General features: G+C 46.6%; 18 protein-coding genes. 11 read left to right on the top strand and 7 right to left on the bottom strand.

Annotated elements, in window-relative coordinates:
• Positions 1-35: 35 nt before the first annotated feature.
• Genes trxB through AC9UFE_RS02725 form a run of 4 tightly spaced genes read right to left on the bottom strand, consistent with a single transcriptional unit; the run spans position 36 to position 3,608 of the window.
• A complete protein-coding gene (gene trxB / locus AC9UFE_RS02710; RefSeq protein ID WP_509545444.1) occupies positions 36-959 on the bottom strand; it encodes a thioredoxin-disulfide reductase in 924 nt (307 codons plus the stop codon).
• Positions 960-1,011: 52 nt separating this feature from the next.
• On the bottom strand, positions 1,012-2,640 hold the full coding sequence (gene murJ, locus AC9UFE_RS02715) for a murein biosynthesis integral membrane protein MurJ (RefSeq protein ID WP_509545445.1): 1,629 nt from the start codon (positions 2,638-2,640) through the stop codon (positions 1,012-1,014).
• A gap of 3 nt (positions 2,641-2,643) precedes the next feature.
• Positions 2,644-3,156 carry a DUF6049 family protein gene (locus AC9UFE_RS02720; protein ID WP_509545446.1) on the bottom strand — a complete coding sequence of 171 codons (513 nt, stop codon included), beginning with the start codon at positions 3,154-3,156 and terminating at the stop codon, positions 2,644-2,646.
• Positions 3,153-3,608: an NUDIX hydrolase gene (locus AC9UFE_RS02725; protein WP_509545447.1), complete on the bottom strand. Its 456-nt coding sequence runs from the start codon at positions 3,606-3,608 to the stop codon at positions 3,153-3,155. The genes AC9UFE_RS02720 and AC9UFE_RS02725 overlap by 4 nt, the downstream gene beginning before the upstream one ends.
• 81 nt (positions 3,609-3,689) lie before the next feature.
• Here AC9UFE_RS02725 and AC9UFE_RS02730 point away from each other — a divergent pair, with 81 nt between their 5' ends.
• From AC9UFE_RS02730 to AC9UFE_RS02760, 7 genes are all read left to right on the top strand, one after another.
• Entirely contained in the window at positions 3,690-5,105 is a 1,416-nt protein-coding gene (locus AC9UFE_RS02730; RefSeq protein WP_509545448.1) for a CCA tRNA nucleotidyltransferase, read from the top strand.
• 123 nt (positions 5,106-5,228) lie between these two features.
• The gene (gene rpsF, locus AC9UFE_RS02735) at positions 5,229-5,699 is read left to right on the top strand and encodes a 30S ribosomal protein S6 (protein WP_509545449.1); all 471 of its coding nucleotides are present in this window, start codon (positions 5,229-5,231) and stop codon (positions 5,697-5,699) included.
• Positions 5,700-5,701: 2 nt separating this feature from the next.
• Positions 5,702-6,208: a single-stranded DNA-binding protein gene (gene ssb / locus AC9UFE_RS02740; protein ID WP_509545450.1), complete on the top strand. Its 507-nt coding sequence runs from the start codon at positions 5,702-5,704 to the stop codon at positions 6,206-6,208.
• A gap of 23 nt (positions 6,209-6,231) precedes the next feature.
• Entirely contained in the window at positions 6,232-6,489 is a 258-nt protein-coding gene (gene rpsR, locus AC9UFE_RS02745; protein ID WP_506557816.1) for a 30S ribosomal protein S18, read from the top strand.
• An 11-nt stretch (positions 6,490-6,500) separates the two neighbouring features.
• On the top strand, positions 6,501-6,953 hold the full coding sequence (rplI, locus tag AC9UFE_RS02750; RefSeq protein ID WP_509545451.1) for a 50S ribosomal protein L9: 453 nt from the start codon (positions 6,501-6,503) through the stop codon (positions 6,951-6,953).
• A gap of 60 nt (positions 6,954-7,013) precedes the next feature.
• The gene (locus tag AC9UFE_RS02755) at positions 7,014-7,772 is read left to right on the top strand and encodes an ABC transporter permease (protein ID WP_509545452.1); all 759 of its coding nucleotides are present in this window, start codon (positions 7,014-7,016) and stop codon (positions 7,770-7,772) included.
• 2 nt (positions 7,773-7,774) lie between these two features.
• On the top strand, positions 7,775-8,515 hold the full coding sequence (locus AC9UFE_RS02760; RefSeq protein ID WP_509545453.1) for an ABC transporter ATP-binding protein: 741 nt from the start codon (positions 7,775-7,777) through the stop codon (positions 8,513-8,515).
• A gap of 21 nt (positions 8,516-8,536) precedes the next feature.
• On the opposite strand, the gene rfbB is transcribed toward AC9UFE_RS02760, so the two are convergent.
• Positions 8,537-9,484 (bottom strand): dTDP-glucose 4,6-dehydratase, encoded by a 948-nt coding sequence (gene rfbB, locus AC9UFE_RS02765; RefSeq protein WP_509545454.1) that lies wholly within the window; start codon positions 9,482-9,484, stop codon positions 8,537-8,539.
• An 85-nt stretch (positions 9,485-9,569) separates the two neighbouring features.
• Here rfbB and rfbA point away from each other — a divergent pair, with 85 nt between their 5' ends.
• The gene (gene rfbA, locus AC9UFE_RS02770; RefSeq protein ID WP_509545511.1) at positions 9,570-10,430 is read left to right on the top strand and encodes a glucose-1-phosphate thymidylyltransferase RfbA; all 861 of its coding nucleotides are present in this window, start codon (positions 9,570-9,572) and stop codon (positions 10,428-10,430) included.
• Here rfbA and rfbD read toward each other — a convergent pair.
• Complete coding sequence (gene rfbD / locus AC9UFE_RS02775) at positions 10,419-11,252, bottom strand: dTDP-4-dehydrorhamnose reductase (protein ID WP_509545455.1); 834 nt, start codon at positions 11,250-11,252, stop codon at positions 10,419-10,421. The two genes, rfbA and rfbD, sit on opposite strands and share 12 nt — an antisense overlap.
• A 52-nt stretch (positions 11,253-11,304) precedes the next feature.
• Between rfbD and AC9UFE_RS02780 the strand changes: the two genes are divergently transcribed.
• Positions 11,305-11,877 (top strand): dTDP-4-dehydrorhamnose 3,5-epimerase family protein, encoded by a 573-nt coding sequence (locus AC9UFE_RS02780; protein ID WP_509545456.1) that lies wholly within the window; start codon positions 11,305-11,307, stop codon positions 11,875-11,877.
• 54 nt (positions 11,878-11,931) lie between these two features.
• Positions 11,932-12,843, top strand: coding sequence for a glycosyltransferase family 2 protein (locus AC9UFE_RS02785; protein WP_509545457.1), 912 nt, complete (start codon positions 11,932-11,934; stop codon positions 12,841-12,843).
• Here AC9UFE_RS02785 and AC9UFE_RS02790 read toward each other — a convergent pair.
• Complete coding sequence (locus AC9UFE_RS02790) at positions 12,788-13,855, bottom strand: glycosyltransferase family 2 protein (protein WP_509545458.1); 1,068 nt, start codon at positions 13,853-13,855, stop codon at positions 12,788-12,790. The two genes, AC9UFE_RS02785 and AC9UFE_RS02790, sit on opposite strands and share 56 nt — an antisense overlap.
• 168 nt (positions 13,856-14,023) lie before the next feature.
• Between AC9UFE_RS02790 and AC9UFE_RS02795 the strand changes: the two genes are divergently transcribed.
• Entirely contained in the window at positions 14,024-15,298 is a 1,275-nt protein-coding gene (locus AC9UFE_RS02795) for a glycosyltransferase family 2 protein (RefSeq protein ID WP_509545459.1), read from the top strand.
• Positions 15,299-15,304: the final 6 nt, after the last annotated feature.

Genomic DNA, 15,304 nt, shown 5'->3' on the forward strand with positions numbered 1-15,304 from the left:
CTAATTGATCGATCTGTACTAAATCTACTGCGGGCCTATGAGTTATCTGTGAGGAAATGCTCAGCGTCTAAGGCTGCGACACAACCAGACCCTGCTGCAGTGATTGCCTGACGGTAAGTTGGGTCAATCACATCGCCACAGGCAAAAACCCCGGGCAAAGAGGTCTTTGAGCTTCGGCCATCCACCTTGATGAACTTTTCTTCGGTTAGCTCCAGCTGGTTCTCAACTAACCAGACTCTTGGGTCGTTTCCGATAGCAATAAAGAGGCCATCTAGATCCATCTGGGACTCGGCTCCAGTGACGGTGTCCTTTAGTTTCACTCCGGTTAGTTTGCCTTCACCCAAAAGCTCCTCAACACCTGAGTTCCAGATGAACTCAATCTTGGGGTTTGCTTTTGCTCTATCCTGCATAATCTTTGATGCCTTGAGCTCGTTTCTGCGGTGAATAACATAAACCTTGGAAGCAAAGCGGGTTAGGAAGTTAGCTTCTTCCATAGCAGAATCTCCTCCACCAATAACTGCAATGGTTTTGTCCCTAAAGAAGAATCCATCACAGGTTGCACACCAACTCACACCGTGACCAGATAACTCTTTTTCCTTTGGCAAACCAAGTTCGCGGTAGGCAGCGCCGGTTGCCAAGATAACCGTCTTGGCCTCAAAGGTTTCACCGGTGCCAATCTTGACGATCTTTGGGTTTGCTTTAAGATCCACTTCGACCACGTCTTGCATCAAGATCTCGGTTCCAAAACGCTCAGCCTGAGCCTGGAACTTCATCATTAGATCTGGACCCATTAGGCCATCTGGGAAACCAGGGAAGTTTTCAACATCGGTGGTTTTCATTAGCTCACCACCGGCTTCAACGCTGGAAGCGATAAGAAGAGGTTTCAGGCCTGCTCTAGCGGCATATATGCCCGCGGTATATCCAGCGGGGCCAGATCCAATAATGATTACTTCGCGCATCTTCTTCTTTCTTAGTGAGGCATCACTAGCCGCCACTCAACAAGAACTAAGTTTAGCGACGCAGTATTCCGCGAATTCCCCTAAGGGCAGTAACTATCTCTGGAACACCAAGAATCCTTAAAACCAGAACATAGGTTAGAAGCATTGCTGATCCCGTGGCAAAGATAACCGTGACCGCTCCAAATATCGAACCAAGTGCCAAACTACCCTCACCGGTTCCACCTAGGGTCACTATCAATCCATAGCCAACCAGCGCGGCCGCTAAACCAGCAGCTAAAACTCTCAGGGTCAGGCCCTCTCCCTTTGGCGGCGCCCCGATGCGCCCAACCCGCGATCGCAGGAACAAGTAAGCAACTAACGCTTGAATCGAAACAGTTACGCTGGTGAGCCCAGCAAGGGACATCACAAGAAACTCAGATGTCATGGTGAAAAACAAAGTGATTGACCCAGCGATGTGAATAGCTATTTGAATTGTTGTGAAAACAAATGGTGTTCTGGTGTCTTCAAGGGCAAAAAATGCTTTTTGAAACATGAACACTAAACCAAAAGGAACCAAACCAAACATGGTTGTAAATAACACGTTACCTAGGGCAACTGTCGATGGATACTCACCGACAAACACCCTGGCAACTGGGTAACTAAGCAAAATAAGCGCGATTGAAGAAAACACATTCACTAAAACAACCACTCGAAGAGCTGAGCGAAGGTCAATCTTCATAAGATCGATTCTTTTATCGTGAACATGCTCGCTCATTTTGGTGAAGTAAGCCGTAGCTATCGAAACCGTTACCACGGAGTGAGGAAGCATAAAAAGCAACCAAGCAATCAGCATGGCTGCAATTGAAGCAATGGCCAGATCCTCGGATCTATCTGCTACTGCGCGAGAGGCTACGAAGGTCTGAACCAAACCACCAATCTGGGAAACCAAAACCATTCCAATAGTCCAAGTGGCTGCCTTCATAGCCGGACGAAGCCCGACTCCTCGCCATGAAAAGTTCATCTGGAAATTGATTCCGATTCTCTTCCAAGACAAAAACAAAATTAGCGCTTGCGATGCAACCCCTAGGGTTGTGGAGCCACCAAGCAGAGCAATTTGGTCTGGGCCCCAATTCTCAACAGATCTGGCCCCAACTGGGTCTGCTCCAAAAATTACATAGAAGCCAATCAAACCAATTAGCCCTACGACGTTATTTAGAACCGGAGCCCACATGTAGGGACCAAATGCGCTTCGCGCATTCAAGACTTCCCCGAGCATCGCATAGAGACCGTAAAAGAAAAGCTGTGGAATACACCAGTAAGCAAAGGCGGTGGCAAGTGCCAGCTGGGCTGGTGTCCAACCGGTTGTATAAATAGAAATCAAAAAAGGTGCAGCAATAGTGGCAATCACGGTAACTGCTGCAAAGACAACTATTGCCAAAGTCAGCAGCCGGTCGATATACCCAAGCCCACCGTCCTTATGAGATCGTGCCTTTACTATCTGCGGAACCAAAACCGCAGATAAAACACCACCTGCGATAATCGCGTAGACGTTGTTTGGTAGTTGGTTTGCAACACCAAAAGCATCGGCTGCGTCGGTGGTAACACCAATTGTTAATGCCAAAACAATAGTTCTAAAGAAACCAAGGATTCTTGAGGTGATAGTTCCACCGGCCATCAACAAGGATGATTTAGCGACACTCATAATTTATTTTCCCTGGCTAGATTTCGATTTACGCCTAGTGCGAATGAAACCAAGGACTACTAGGACCGCCACAAGACCCAAAAACAAAATTATTGACCAAGTTTCGATGTCAGGATTAACTGTCAGTTTGATCTGCAATTTTGGGCCCATCTCGACTCCGCTAATCGTAGTTAACCAGGCAACCATCACAACATCGCCACTACCGATTGCAGAAACTGGAAATTGGGCGTTGACAGTAGTACCGGGTTGCATAACGAGCCAAACGGTGTTTTCCTCAACAGAAAGTTTTGGACTAGTAGACACCAGGTGCACAATCACCCTGGCTTCACTGTTCAGACTGTTATTCACGACCACCGGAAAACTTGATTGTCTGGCAACCAAAGTGATATCTGATCCGCTCTCAATCGAAACGCCAGGAGAAGGAGTCTCAGTTAGTTCTGCTGGGAAGGCAGGCATTGCCGCCATCCCCATGGAGGCGGCAATGGCAACAATTAAGACAATTGTTATTTTCTTCAACTTCGAGCCTCGATAAGTTCCAGTGCTACTTGGGCAATTCTTTTTTCACTTACGTGAGAGAGCCTTTCTATTAGCTCGCTCAATTTTACCCAGGCTAGTTCACTTGCCTCATGATTTGGGTCGTGCTCCATGGTTAGCTCACCGGCCACTTGATTCATTAAGTACACATGAACAGTTTTGGACACAGCCTTACCTTTTTGATTAAAGGTGTAGCTAACATCCCCCAAATAATCTGTAATTTCCGCCCCCAAGCCAGTTTCTTCAAAAACCTCTCTGAGTGCTGCCTGCTCTTTGGTTTCGTTGGGCTCTAAATGCCCCTTTGGGATACACCACTCAAGTTTTCCACCCCGATTAAACCTCGCCATAAGTGCCACCAGAGTCGAGTCAGTTTTAGAAACCACAAAACCACCAGCCGAGATTTCGATAACAGGAGATGGCTTTTCGCGGGTCATGCTATTAAGCCTAACCTCAACACTAAATGCTCCTATTTTGCTTGATAGAAACCACCTATTCGTTGTGGCAAGGTTGAATCTATGCAAACATCCGAAGCAATGAGCAATCTGGAGCGTGTTACAAAAACACCGCTTCTTGATTCGCTCGGTGCGATGTTTCACAACGCAGGTTACGAATTAGCCCTCGTCGGAGGCCCGGTTAGAGATGCAATTCTTGGTCGAGTCGCGCCAGATATTGATCTCACCACAAACGCGACTCCTGAACAGATTCTTCAAGTCATAAAGGGCCAAGTAGATACTCATTGGGAAATTGGAAAAGAATTTGGAACCATTGGGTGCCGAATTGGTGATGATCAAATTGAAATTACAACTTATCGAACCGATAAGTACGATGCCGACTCAAGAAAACCAGAAGTAAAGTTCGGAACAGATTTGAAGCACGATCTGCAACGCCGTGACTTCACCGTGAACTCAATGGCCCTAACTCTCCCCGCCAGGGAGTTTGTTGATCCGTTTGGAGGCTTGCGTGATCTGAACGACAAGGTTCTCAAAACCCCAGGTAAGCCAGAAGACTCCTTTGTTGACGATCCTTTGCGAATGCTTCGTGGAGCAAGATTCTCATCACAGCTCGGATTTGAAATTGAACCCGCAACTTTCCAGGCCATGCAGTCGATGCGCCAAAGAATTGAAATTGTCTCGGCCGAGAGAATCCAAGTCGAATTACAAAAACTAATGCTTGGAGCAAATCCAAGATTGGGTCTTGAGGTGTTAGTTGATTCAGGGCTTGCAGAAATAGTTCTACCGGAGCTTCCTGCCTTAAAGCTAGAAACCGACGAGCATCATCACCATAAAGATGTCTATCAGCACACCCTGACTGTTGTCGAGCAAGCAATCGATTACGAAAAGGATTACAACTTAGAGCCCGATTTTGTCTTGCGGTTTGCCGCCCTGCTTCACGACATCGGAAAGCCGGCAACTAGAAAGCTGGAGCCAGGTGGGGCAGTTAGCTTCTACCACCACGATGTGGTGGGAGCCAAGCTTGCGACAAAAAGAATGAAGGCACTTCGTTTTGATAACGAGACTACAAAAGCGGTTTCCAAGCTTGTCGAGCTACACCTACGGTTTTTTGGTTACAGCGATCAAGCTTGGACTGATGCAGCCATAAGAAGGTACGTTCGCGATGCTGGAGAGCAGTTGGTTCGGCTGCACATACTTACTCGCTCCGATGTAACTACAAGAAATAAGCGAAAAGCTGACCAGCTCTCTCACGCCTATGACGATCTAGAAAAGAGAATCGCAGTTGTCATGGAGCAAGAAGAGCTCAATGCCATGAGGCCTGATCTAACTGGCGAGGAGATAATGGAAATCCTGAATCTGAAGCCAGGGCCTAAGGTCGGTAAGGCCTATAAGTACCTTTTGGAGCTTCGGATCGAGAATGGCCCACTTGGGCCAGAGGCTGCGAAGAAGGCCTTGCTGGAGTGGCACTCTAAGGGCTAGACTCTTGAAGTTGCCTAGATTTCGACTCTGAAGTAAAGAAACGAAATCAAGAAAACAGATGCCACATACCCTCCTGTCATGGAACGTCCATGGCCGCTCTAGTCCAAAGGAGGTGGGTTAGCTATGCATCAGTATGAAGTAATGGTAATTCTCGACCCAACAGTTGAGGAAAAAACCGTTGAACCATCAATCCAGAAGTTCCTCAAGGTCATCACTGACGCCAAGGGAACAATCGACACTCTTTCCATTTGGGGAAGACGCCGCTTGGCTTACGAAATCAAGAAGCAGACCGAAGGTATCTACGCCGTCATTAACATGACAGCACCTTCTGAAGCTGTAATTGAGCTTGACCGTCAGCTAAACATTTCTGAAGCCGTAATGCGCACCAAGGTTTTGCGCGCAGAAGACGTTCAGTTCACCATCACACCTATTGAGTACTCACCAGAGCGTCCGGCACGTAAGCCATATGCCAAAAAGGGTGACTCAGATTCAAGATCAGATTCTCGTTCAGACTCTCGTTCAGATTCCCGCTCAGACAGCAAGCCTTCATACAAGAAGGAATCAGCTCCTGAGGTAGAAGCGGTGGTTGAGTAATCATGGCTGGAGAAGTAAACATCACAGTAGTTGGCAACCTAGCTGACGACCCAGAACTTCGTTACACCCAAGGCGGCATCGCTGTTTGCAGCGTGCGTGTTGGTTCAACTCCAAGAGTTATGAACCGCACTACCAACGCCTGGGAAGACGGCGAAACCGTTTGGGTTCGTTGCACCGCTTGGCGTGAACTTGCAGAAAACGTAGCTCAGAGCCTAACCAAGGGATCCCGTGTTGTAGTCTCCGGACGCCTAAAGGCACCTTCTGCTTACCAGAGTGCTCAGGGAGAATCTCGTGCATCGCTTGAGGTCGACATCGAAGAAATCGGTCCATCACTACGGTACGCAACAGCGGCTGTTACCCGTCGCGCTCGCGAGGGTGGACCAGCTGGTGGAGCCGCTCAGGTTCAATCAGACCCATGGGCAAACACCCCAGCTGCCCCGGCAGCTACCAAGGCCGATGACGGCTGGGCTAACCCAGGTGCACCTGCATCTGACGACACACCTTTTTAAAGATTAGAAACTAGGAGAAATAAATGGCTGGAAAAACCGACCCACGTCGTAAACCAACTAGAAACTCGAAGCTAGACAAACTAGCTCCAGTTAAGTTCATGAAAGTCGGCATCATCGATTACAAAGATGTTGCAACCTTGAGAAAGTTCATCTCTGACCGCGGAAAGATCCGCGCTCGCAGAATCACTGGCGTCTCTGTTCAAGAGCAGCGCCTAATCGCAACCGCTATCAAGAACGCACGCGAGATGGCACTATTGCCATACGCTGGCGCTGGCCGCTAAGGAGAAACCCCATGTCAAAGATCATTCTTACCAATGAGGTTTCTGGCCTTGGCTCCGCTGGAGATGTTGTTGAAGTAAAAAACGGCTATGCACGTAACTACCTACTGCCTAGAGGATTTGCAGTTATCTGGAGCAAGGGTGGAGAAAAGCAAGTAACTTCTATCCGCGCAGCTCGTGACGCACGTCAACTAGCAACTGTCGAAGAAGCACAGACCCTAAAGGCAAGACTTGAAGAGGGTTCCGTGAAGCTTGCAGTTAAGGCTGGCGTTGGCGGAAGACTGTTTGGCTCTGTGAAGACTGGCGACATTGCCGCTGCAGTATCCGAAGCTGGCCTTGGTCAGATCGACAAGCGTAAGGTCGAAATTCCAAATGCGATTCGCTCTGTTGGTGAGTACTTGGCAACCGTTAGATTACACGGTGACCTAGTAGCGACCATCAAGCTAAAAGTTGTAGCCAAGAAGTAAACTGCTATTGCTTTAGGGCAATAAAGTTCCTGAACTCTAACTTTAGGAGAGTCAAAACAGGTGAGAAAAACGCTTGGAATTGGCTTGATGCTTGGCTGGCAAGATATTAGGCAGTCATACCGAAGAAGTGTTTTTGGTCAGCTTTGGATAACTATCGGAATGGCAGTAACCATCTCTGCTATAGGGATAGTCTTCGGAACGATATTTAACACTCCACTAGAAGTGTTTCTTCCTTACCTAGCTTCTGGACTTATTACTTGGGGTTTGATTGCCGGAATTCTTAATGAAGGCAACCAGGCATTTATAGTCGCCGAAGCGATGATCAAGCAGCTGCCGCTGCCAAAGATTGTTTATGTTGTTCGAGTTGTTTGGCGAAACATTATTGTTTCTGCCCACAACATCGTGATTATGCCAGTTGTGATCCTCATCTTTGGCGGAGGATTTACTTGGGCATTGTTGCTATGGCCGCTTGGAGTTTTGCTGGCTGTGATTGCTTTATCTGGAATGGCAATGATTTTTGGAATTGTGGCAACAAGGTTTAGAGACCTCCCTCAAATTATCAGCGCTGCTTTGACCGTTGCTTTCTACATAACACCAGTTATCTGGATCAAAGAAAGTCTTGGAGACAACGAATTGGTTGAGTCGATTGTGAGCCTAAACCCGCTGTATCACATTTTGCAGGTGATGAGATTGCCACTTATCAGTCAATACCCGTCTCTTGAAAATTGGATATGGGTTGTGGTCATGGGAATAGTTCTATGGACAATTGGACTTTTGTTATTCAAGAAGTACGAAAAAAGAATTGCGTATTGGGTATAGACATGGCACACATAAGACTAAACAACGCCTCCGTCACACTCCCCATATATAACTCATCTGCAAGGTCACTCACAAATACTCTTGTGAGTGCTGCTACCGGAGGAGCTCTAACCGCTCAACGAGGCGGCCACCTCAGTATTGAAGCCTTGAAAGAATTGAATCTTGAAATCAAATCTGGTGACAGGGTTGGAATAATCGGTCACAATGGTGCCGGAAAGAGCACCCTATTGAGACTTTTTACTGGAGTGTTCGAGCCAAGTACCGGAATGGTTGAGAGATCAGGCACCATTTCCTCCTTGGTGGATATCTCTCTTGGCATTAATCCAGAAAACACCGGAAGAGAAAACATTCTCCTTCGTGGAAAGCTCATGGGTCTTTCAAAGAAACAAATCAATCAAAAGATTGACGAAATCATTGAATTCTCCGAACTTGGAGATTACGTAAATTTGCCAGTTCGCATTTACAGCTCCGGAATGCTTCTGAGACTAGCTTTTTCGGTTTCGACCTCAATGTCTGCAGACATCCTCATTATGGACGAATGGCTTTCTGTTGGAGATGGATCTTTTGCAGAGCGAGCGAGCAATAGGCTAAACGATTTGGTGAATCAGTCAGAAATACTTGTAATAGCAAGCCACAACAAAGAGTTGTTAGAGCAAACATGTAACAAGGTGGTTTGGCTGGAACACGGAATAATTAAAAAAGTCGGTCCCACTAAAGAAATTGTTCAAGAGTACTTCGGTTAATAGCTCTTGGTTTTAGCCACTTCAGTTTGTTGCGTAGAACCCAACCGTCTCGGCTAACTTTTCCTCAAAATTCCCGTGCTTGGGCTTCCAGCCAATTTCAGCCTCTGTCGCTGACGCATCGATCGCATATCTCAAGTCGTGACCTGGTCGATCACCAATAAATTCGATCCAGTCCTTGGGTTTGCCCATGATTTCAAGCAGCGCTTGAACAACCTCAAGGTTCGAGCGTTGGTTGTCCGCACCTAGGAGGTAGGTCTGGCCGATAACACCCTTGTCAATCACAGCCCAAACACCATCGTTGTGATCATCCACATGGATCCAGTCCCGAACATTTGCCCCATTGCCATAGAGTTCAGGTTTAGCTCCGGATGAAATTAGGCCAATCATGCGTGGAATCAATTTCTCTCCGTGCTGGTATGGACCAAAGTTGTTGCTGCAGTTAGAGATAGTTGCCCTAAGGCCAAAAGAACGCACCCAGGCCCTAACCAAGTGATCACTCGAAGCTTTCGAAGCGGAGTATGGAGATGAGGGGTTGTAAGGAGTGTCTCTAGTGAACTTGTCTGTTCCCTCAAGGGCCAAGTCCCCAAAGACCTCATCGGTTGAAACGTGGTGCATTCGAACATTGTTTTTTACACAGGCTTGAATGAGTTCGAAAGTTCCAAAAACGTTTGTCTCAATAAACGGGCGCGGAGATCTCAATGAATTATCGTTATGACTTTCGGCGGCAAAGTGAACAACCAAATCTGCCTTTGACACCACGGACTCCACGACCTCGGAGTTGCAGATATCTCCCTGAACAAACTCGTATTTGCCCTCAAGGCCTTCTAGATTTGAAAGACGGCCAGCATAGGTAAGAGAATCAAGAACTGTGATTTTTATATCTGGGTGAGTTGCGAGCGTCCTGCGGACAAAGTTTGAGCCAATGAATCCAGCTCCACCGGTGACAACAACCTTCAAAATGCCTCCCATAACTCTGTAATAGGCTATCAGCAGAGCGATTCATGTTTCGGGGAAAATCATGAGCGCTCAAACCTTTAGAGCGGTGAAGGGAAAAATGAAGGGCATAATTCTTGCCGGCGGTTCCGGTACCAGGCTCTACCCTCTTACCATCGCAAACTCCAAACAGCTCATGCCTGTTTACGACAAGCCGATGATTTACTATCCGTTGAGCACACTGATGCTTGCGGGAATTGTTGAGATTCTGGTGATCACCACACCTCACGAAGCCGAGCAATTCAAGAGACTTCTAAAAGACGGTTCGCAGTGGGGAATAAAAATAAGCTATGCAGAACAACCAGAACCTAAAGGTCTCGCCGATGCATTTGTTATAGGTGAAAAGTTTATTGATGGCGACAATGTCGCTCTAGTACTAGGAGACAACATTTTTTACGGCAGCGGCCTAGGTTCAACGCTTAGCCGCATGAAGAGCCGTCCGGGCGCAACAGTATTTGCCCACCGAGTAAAAAACCCACAGGACTATGGAGTCATCGAGTTTGATGAATCGGGCAAAGTACTTTCAATTGAAGAAAAACCAGCCAAACCAAAAAGTAAATATGTAATTCCAGGCCTATATTTCTACGATCACAAAGTTTCTGAGATTGCAAAGAACCTCAAACCCTCGGCCCGCGGAGAGATTGAAATATCAGACCTCAACAAGGCTTACCTGGACAAGGGTGAACTACAGGTTGAAAAACTTGATCGTGGAACCGCCTGGCTAGATACCGGCAGCATTGATTCTCTCCATGAAGCCGCAGAATTTGTAAAAGTAATTGAACACAGACAGGGAACCAAGATTTCTGTACCGGAAGAAATTGCTTGGCGACTTGGTTACATCAACGACGCTCAACTAAAAGCAGAGGCGAATCGTTTTCTCAAGTCGGGTTATGGCAAGTACCTGATGGACCTACTTCAGTAGTCCTAAGACATCGTCTTTAGCTGCAAGCCAACGATCTTTCCAATCACCAATCGGTGTAACCAAATTACTCGAGTTGTCCAAAACACTGTATTTCGGTCGCTTCGCTGCCGTTACAAAATCGCCACTAGAAACTGGCTCGATTGGGTACTCACCAACTACTTCAGTTGCAAAATCAAACCAGCTGGCTTTACCCGAAGATACGCAGTGGACAATGGCTGGCGCGTTGTCTAGTTGGGCGTAACTCAGAATTTGCTCGGCAAGGTCTTTGGTCCAGGTTGGTTGTCCAAACTGATCATTTACAACTCGTAGCGGGTCACCCTGCGAAGCTTTCTCCCGCAAAACTTTTGGAAAGCATCTTCCGTTTGCACCATAGAGCCAGGCAGTTCTAAAAATTGTGTAATTCGACCCAGATTGTTCAATCAGGTTTTCACCAAGTAATTTGGAGCGACCGTAGGCGCCTTGTGGATTTGGAATTGCATGAGGTGTGTATGGAACATCCGAGTTACCATCAAATACGTAATCGGTAGACAGGTGAAGAAACATGGCACCAACCATTTTCGAAGCGCTCGATAATTTACCGGCGTAATCGCCATTCACGAGGTTTGCAAGTTCGCTTTCTGACTCGGCCTTATCCACTGCTGTGTAAGCAACGGCATTTACTACAGCATCAAAACCTTCTAGCTGCCGAGCAATCATTTCGATTGAATTATCTAGATTTAGCGTCTCGCGATTAAAGCCCAAAACCTGATGGCCCCGATCAGCCAGAACAAGCATCATCTCTGAACCGAACATTCCACGATTTCCAATCACAGCAAATCGCATGGAAATCCTTTCGTTCGGTAGTCTTAGGATAATCAAACTAGCAGAGGGATAAATGAGCTTCACGCCGCTTAGCATCCAAGGCTCCTGGGTTTTCACCCCTAAAAAATTTGACGATGACCGTGGCTCGTTCCATGAGGTATTCAAATTGTCCTCAATATCGGAAACTCTGGGATTTGATTTTCAGGTAAAGCAAGTCAACCAATCTGTTTCTAAAGCGGGCGTTGTTCGTGGCATTCACTGGGCGGACGTTCCTCCGGGGCAAGCCAAGTATGTGTTCTGCCCGAGAGGTTCGATTTGGGATGTTGTGGTCGACATAAGAGTTGGCTCCCCAACTTTTGGTAAATGGGATGCTGATGTCATCTCAGAAAAAAACGGGAAAGCAGTGCTTATCCAAGAAGGCTTAGGGCATGTATTTCTTGCACTCGAGGACAACACAGTTGTGAATTACCTCTGCAACGAACCGTACAACCCAACTGGCGAGCACGAAATAAACCCTTTTGACGAAGCGCTTGGTATTCCATTCGCGGATAAGTGGAGCGCGTCAGAGTTTTTGACCAGCCCAAAGGACGCAGACGCTTACTCTCTAGCCGAGGCAAGTGTAAAAGGGCTTCTTCCAAAGTATTAAACCCAAGCCCAGGTCTGAAAATACTGGAAATTTAAAGCGATAGGGAGGTGTGACTTGTTAGTTTCCTCAGTACTTGGTTATGTAATTCGCAAGTTAGACACCAGAAACTGGGGTCTTTCAAATCTGGTTAGTTTCGATAACGACCACGACACCCGCCCCACCGCCATTGAACCAAAAGTTTCAATCATTGTTCCAACTAGAGACAAGCCGAAGCTGCTTCGAGCTTGCATAGATTCGATTCGAGAGAACACGAATTATTCGAACTACGAACTTCTGATTGTTGACAACTCTTCTATCGAGCCTGAAACAATAGATCTCCTAGCCCAATATGAATCTGAAGGGGTTTCAATCCTGAAATACCCTGAAGTATTCAACTACTCGGCAATCTGCAACTTTGCTGCCAAAAAAGCCACGGGTGATTACCTGTGCTTTCTCAACAACGACACTGAAGTTATTTCCAGTAACTGGCTAAGTTCCATGGTCGAGCATGCATCAGTAACTAGTGCTGGATTAGTGGGTGCGGTCCTTAGCTACCCAAATGGATCCATTCAACACATGGGGATAGCTCTGGGTTACACCGGAATTGCTGGTCACCCGAATCGCGGCAAATCTAAGGACGAGTGCGTTCCAGAAAACTGCTTCCGAGTTAGTGCAGTAACTTTTGCCTGCGCAGTTATATCCAAGAGTAAATTTTGGGAAATAGGTGCACTCGATGAGAACTTCCCATCAGGATTTAACGATGTAGATATTTCTATTCGAAGCTCAAACCATAACTACAACAACATCGTCTGCGTGAAGGCTGAGCTAATTCACCGCGAGGCTCAAACAAGACCGAAGTCGCTAAGCCCGGCAGGATTCTCAAGAGCAGTAACTGACGTTATTGGAATCCTGCGAAAGCATAGAACCAGACTTAGAGATCCTTTTTTCGCGGCAGGTACCTACCCACGAACTCACGAAGAGCCTTAGAGGGAAGCCGGGCCAGGACTGACAAAAGGCCAGACCGAAGAATGACCAAGAGGAATATCCTAAGAATTTTCTTACTGAACTTAACTATCGGAAAAGTTATAAAAAGGTATTTTCTTTTCCCGCGGGCTGTGATTTCGTTACTTGAACGCACAATCGACCTGAACTCCTTGAGCCTAGCCAAACGCTCTTCGTAGTTTTCGCCTCCCTTAAACGCGGACTCAATTACATCTCCAGCGAATTGGTAGGCGAACCTCTTATACATAAGTTGCCCGAAAACATAAGTTCCTACAACTGAACCTTCAGGGAAGGTCTTCAGCAACTTCTTGAAGTAAATGAATCTGCTTCGAGCCATAGACTCCGTGAAAGAAGTACTTGAAGTGTTTATTGTCCAAACGGTTACTGCTTCGGAGGTAAACCTGTTTGAATATCCAGCCAGGAAGAATCTTAGAAACAGATCATCGTCTTCGAAGCCGCGCAATTCTGGATCGAAACCACCAACTGCTAAGAAAGCGGTTCTACTTATTAGGGTGGCCGAAGGAACGATGAACATGTTTTTGCCAACCAAAGTATTGAGGCTTGTGTGCGGGTGTTTAATCTTCACGTTTATAGAGGAGTGCGAAAGGATTTGGCCGGCTTCATTCGATCGCCATAGGTCACCATAAGAAAAGCCAAATTTTGGATCTTCAAAATCGGCATTTTCAAGAAGTATTTGATTGTGTTTTGGAAGATAGTAATCGTCCTGATCAAGAAAGCAGACATAGTCAGACTGCGCAGAAGAAACCCCGTTGTTTCTTGCTGATGACTGACCCCCGTTTTTTTGGGTAACGATCTTAAACCCGTATTTCTGTTTCAACGAAGCTAGAAACTTTGCCTCTTCTTGCGTTGAGCCATCGTCGACCACGATTACCTCACTTGCCGCTACTGTCTGGCCCAAAACACCATCTAGGGCTCGCTCAATCCACCTAGATCCGTTGTGAAATGCGATAACAACCGCAATGGTTTGATTCGTCAACAAATTCTCCTCTGTGTCCTGCCCTTAGTAACTGATTACCATTATTCAACAACAACCGTCTCTAGTGTCTTGGTTCGTTGGGCCAAAGAAGGCACATGTCCTGTAATCGGCACCACATCGGCGACACTAGGCCCTTGAATTCTGATAAATTCGAAAGGGACCGGAGGCTTGAATCCATTGATAAATCATCCGAATAATCTTGATTGGCTGCGACGGGGCAGAAAAACACTCGGGAAGTTCAGTGGCGGTTCTAAATTTAGGACCACTGTTTTCCTGGGGTTATATGAGGGCAAGAAATACATCGAGGCAAGACTCAAAGATCTAGAGACTCAATCCAATCAGGCTTTCTACCTCCTTATTGTCGACAACTGCTCTTCCGACTTTGAGATGAATTACACCGAGGCTCTCTTACTTGCTTCCCCAATCTTCAAAGACAGATTTCAAATTGTTCAGAACCCTGTAAACCTAGGAGGACAAGGCTCATTTCAACTTAATTTAGACCTAGTTCAGACACCTTGGATCACGACAGTTCACCAAGATGATAAGTACCTCCCGAACCACGTAGCCACTCATTTGCAGGAAATAAACGAATGTTCAGATGAGATAATCTCAATGTCCACGGACACCGGATCTTTGAGAGCTGATGGAAAAAAGCAACCAGTCCCGCCAAGGGCAAACTGGTTCATCGAAAACAAGACTCAGTACGATCAATTCCTAGCCATAGTTGCAGAACAGGTCATTCCATTTCCTGCACTTTCTACCCGAACCTCATTTGCGCAGCGGGACGATGTCCCTTGGCACACCGCGGCTTTTTCAGATTCCGAGCAAACCTTGAGATCACTGATGCTGGGCAAACACGAATTCATTCGAAAGCAAACTGTCTTGTATCGAGAAAACCCAAACAGTGAGTCGCACACCCAAGGAGAAACAGTCAGGATTTATTCCGCCACCTTAGGTCTTCTAAGGGTTTTCGGTTCTCATGAATTTGTGAATTTCCTCCGAGGATTAGCAAAAGTCGATCGTGGGACATTTGCATCTAAATTAGAGAGCGCAATCAACCGCAGAATTTCGAACCCAGATTACGCGCAGCTACTTTGGTCCATGTGCTTAGAACAAATGACTCACGCATGGGCATACGAAGAACCCGGAACCACAGCTGCGACAAGCGAGATGTTTAGGAAACTAGGTCAGTCTTATACTCCTGGAATTCTTAATGGAATTCTAAGAAAGCTGGACCCGACTGTCAGAACCGAACAGGACAATTCAGCCAATTACATCAATGCAGAATCGGACTCTTTAGAGACCCCTAAAGAACAGAGAAGAACAATTCTCTCGATTTTGTATCAATTAGTTGGCCGTCTACCGTATTTCTTGAGACGCAGAATCTTTCAGGTTCATAATTACATTCAAGTCAAACTCCCTAACAATCGTAAAAATAACTGAACAGAG

Origin of the sequence: Rhodoluna sp. (genome assembly GCF_044239955.1) — a bacterium.
Classification (GTDB): domain Bacteria; phylum Actinomycetota; class Actinomycetes; order Actinomycetales; family Microbacteriaceae; genus Rhodoluna.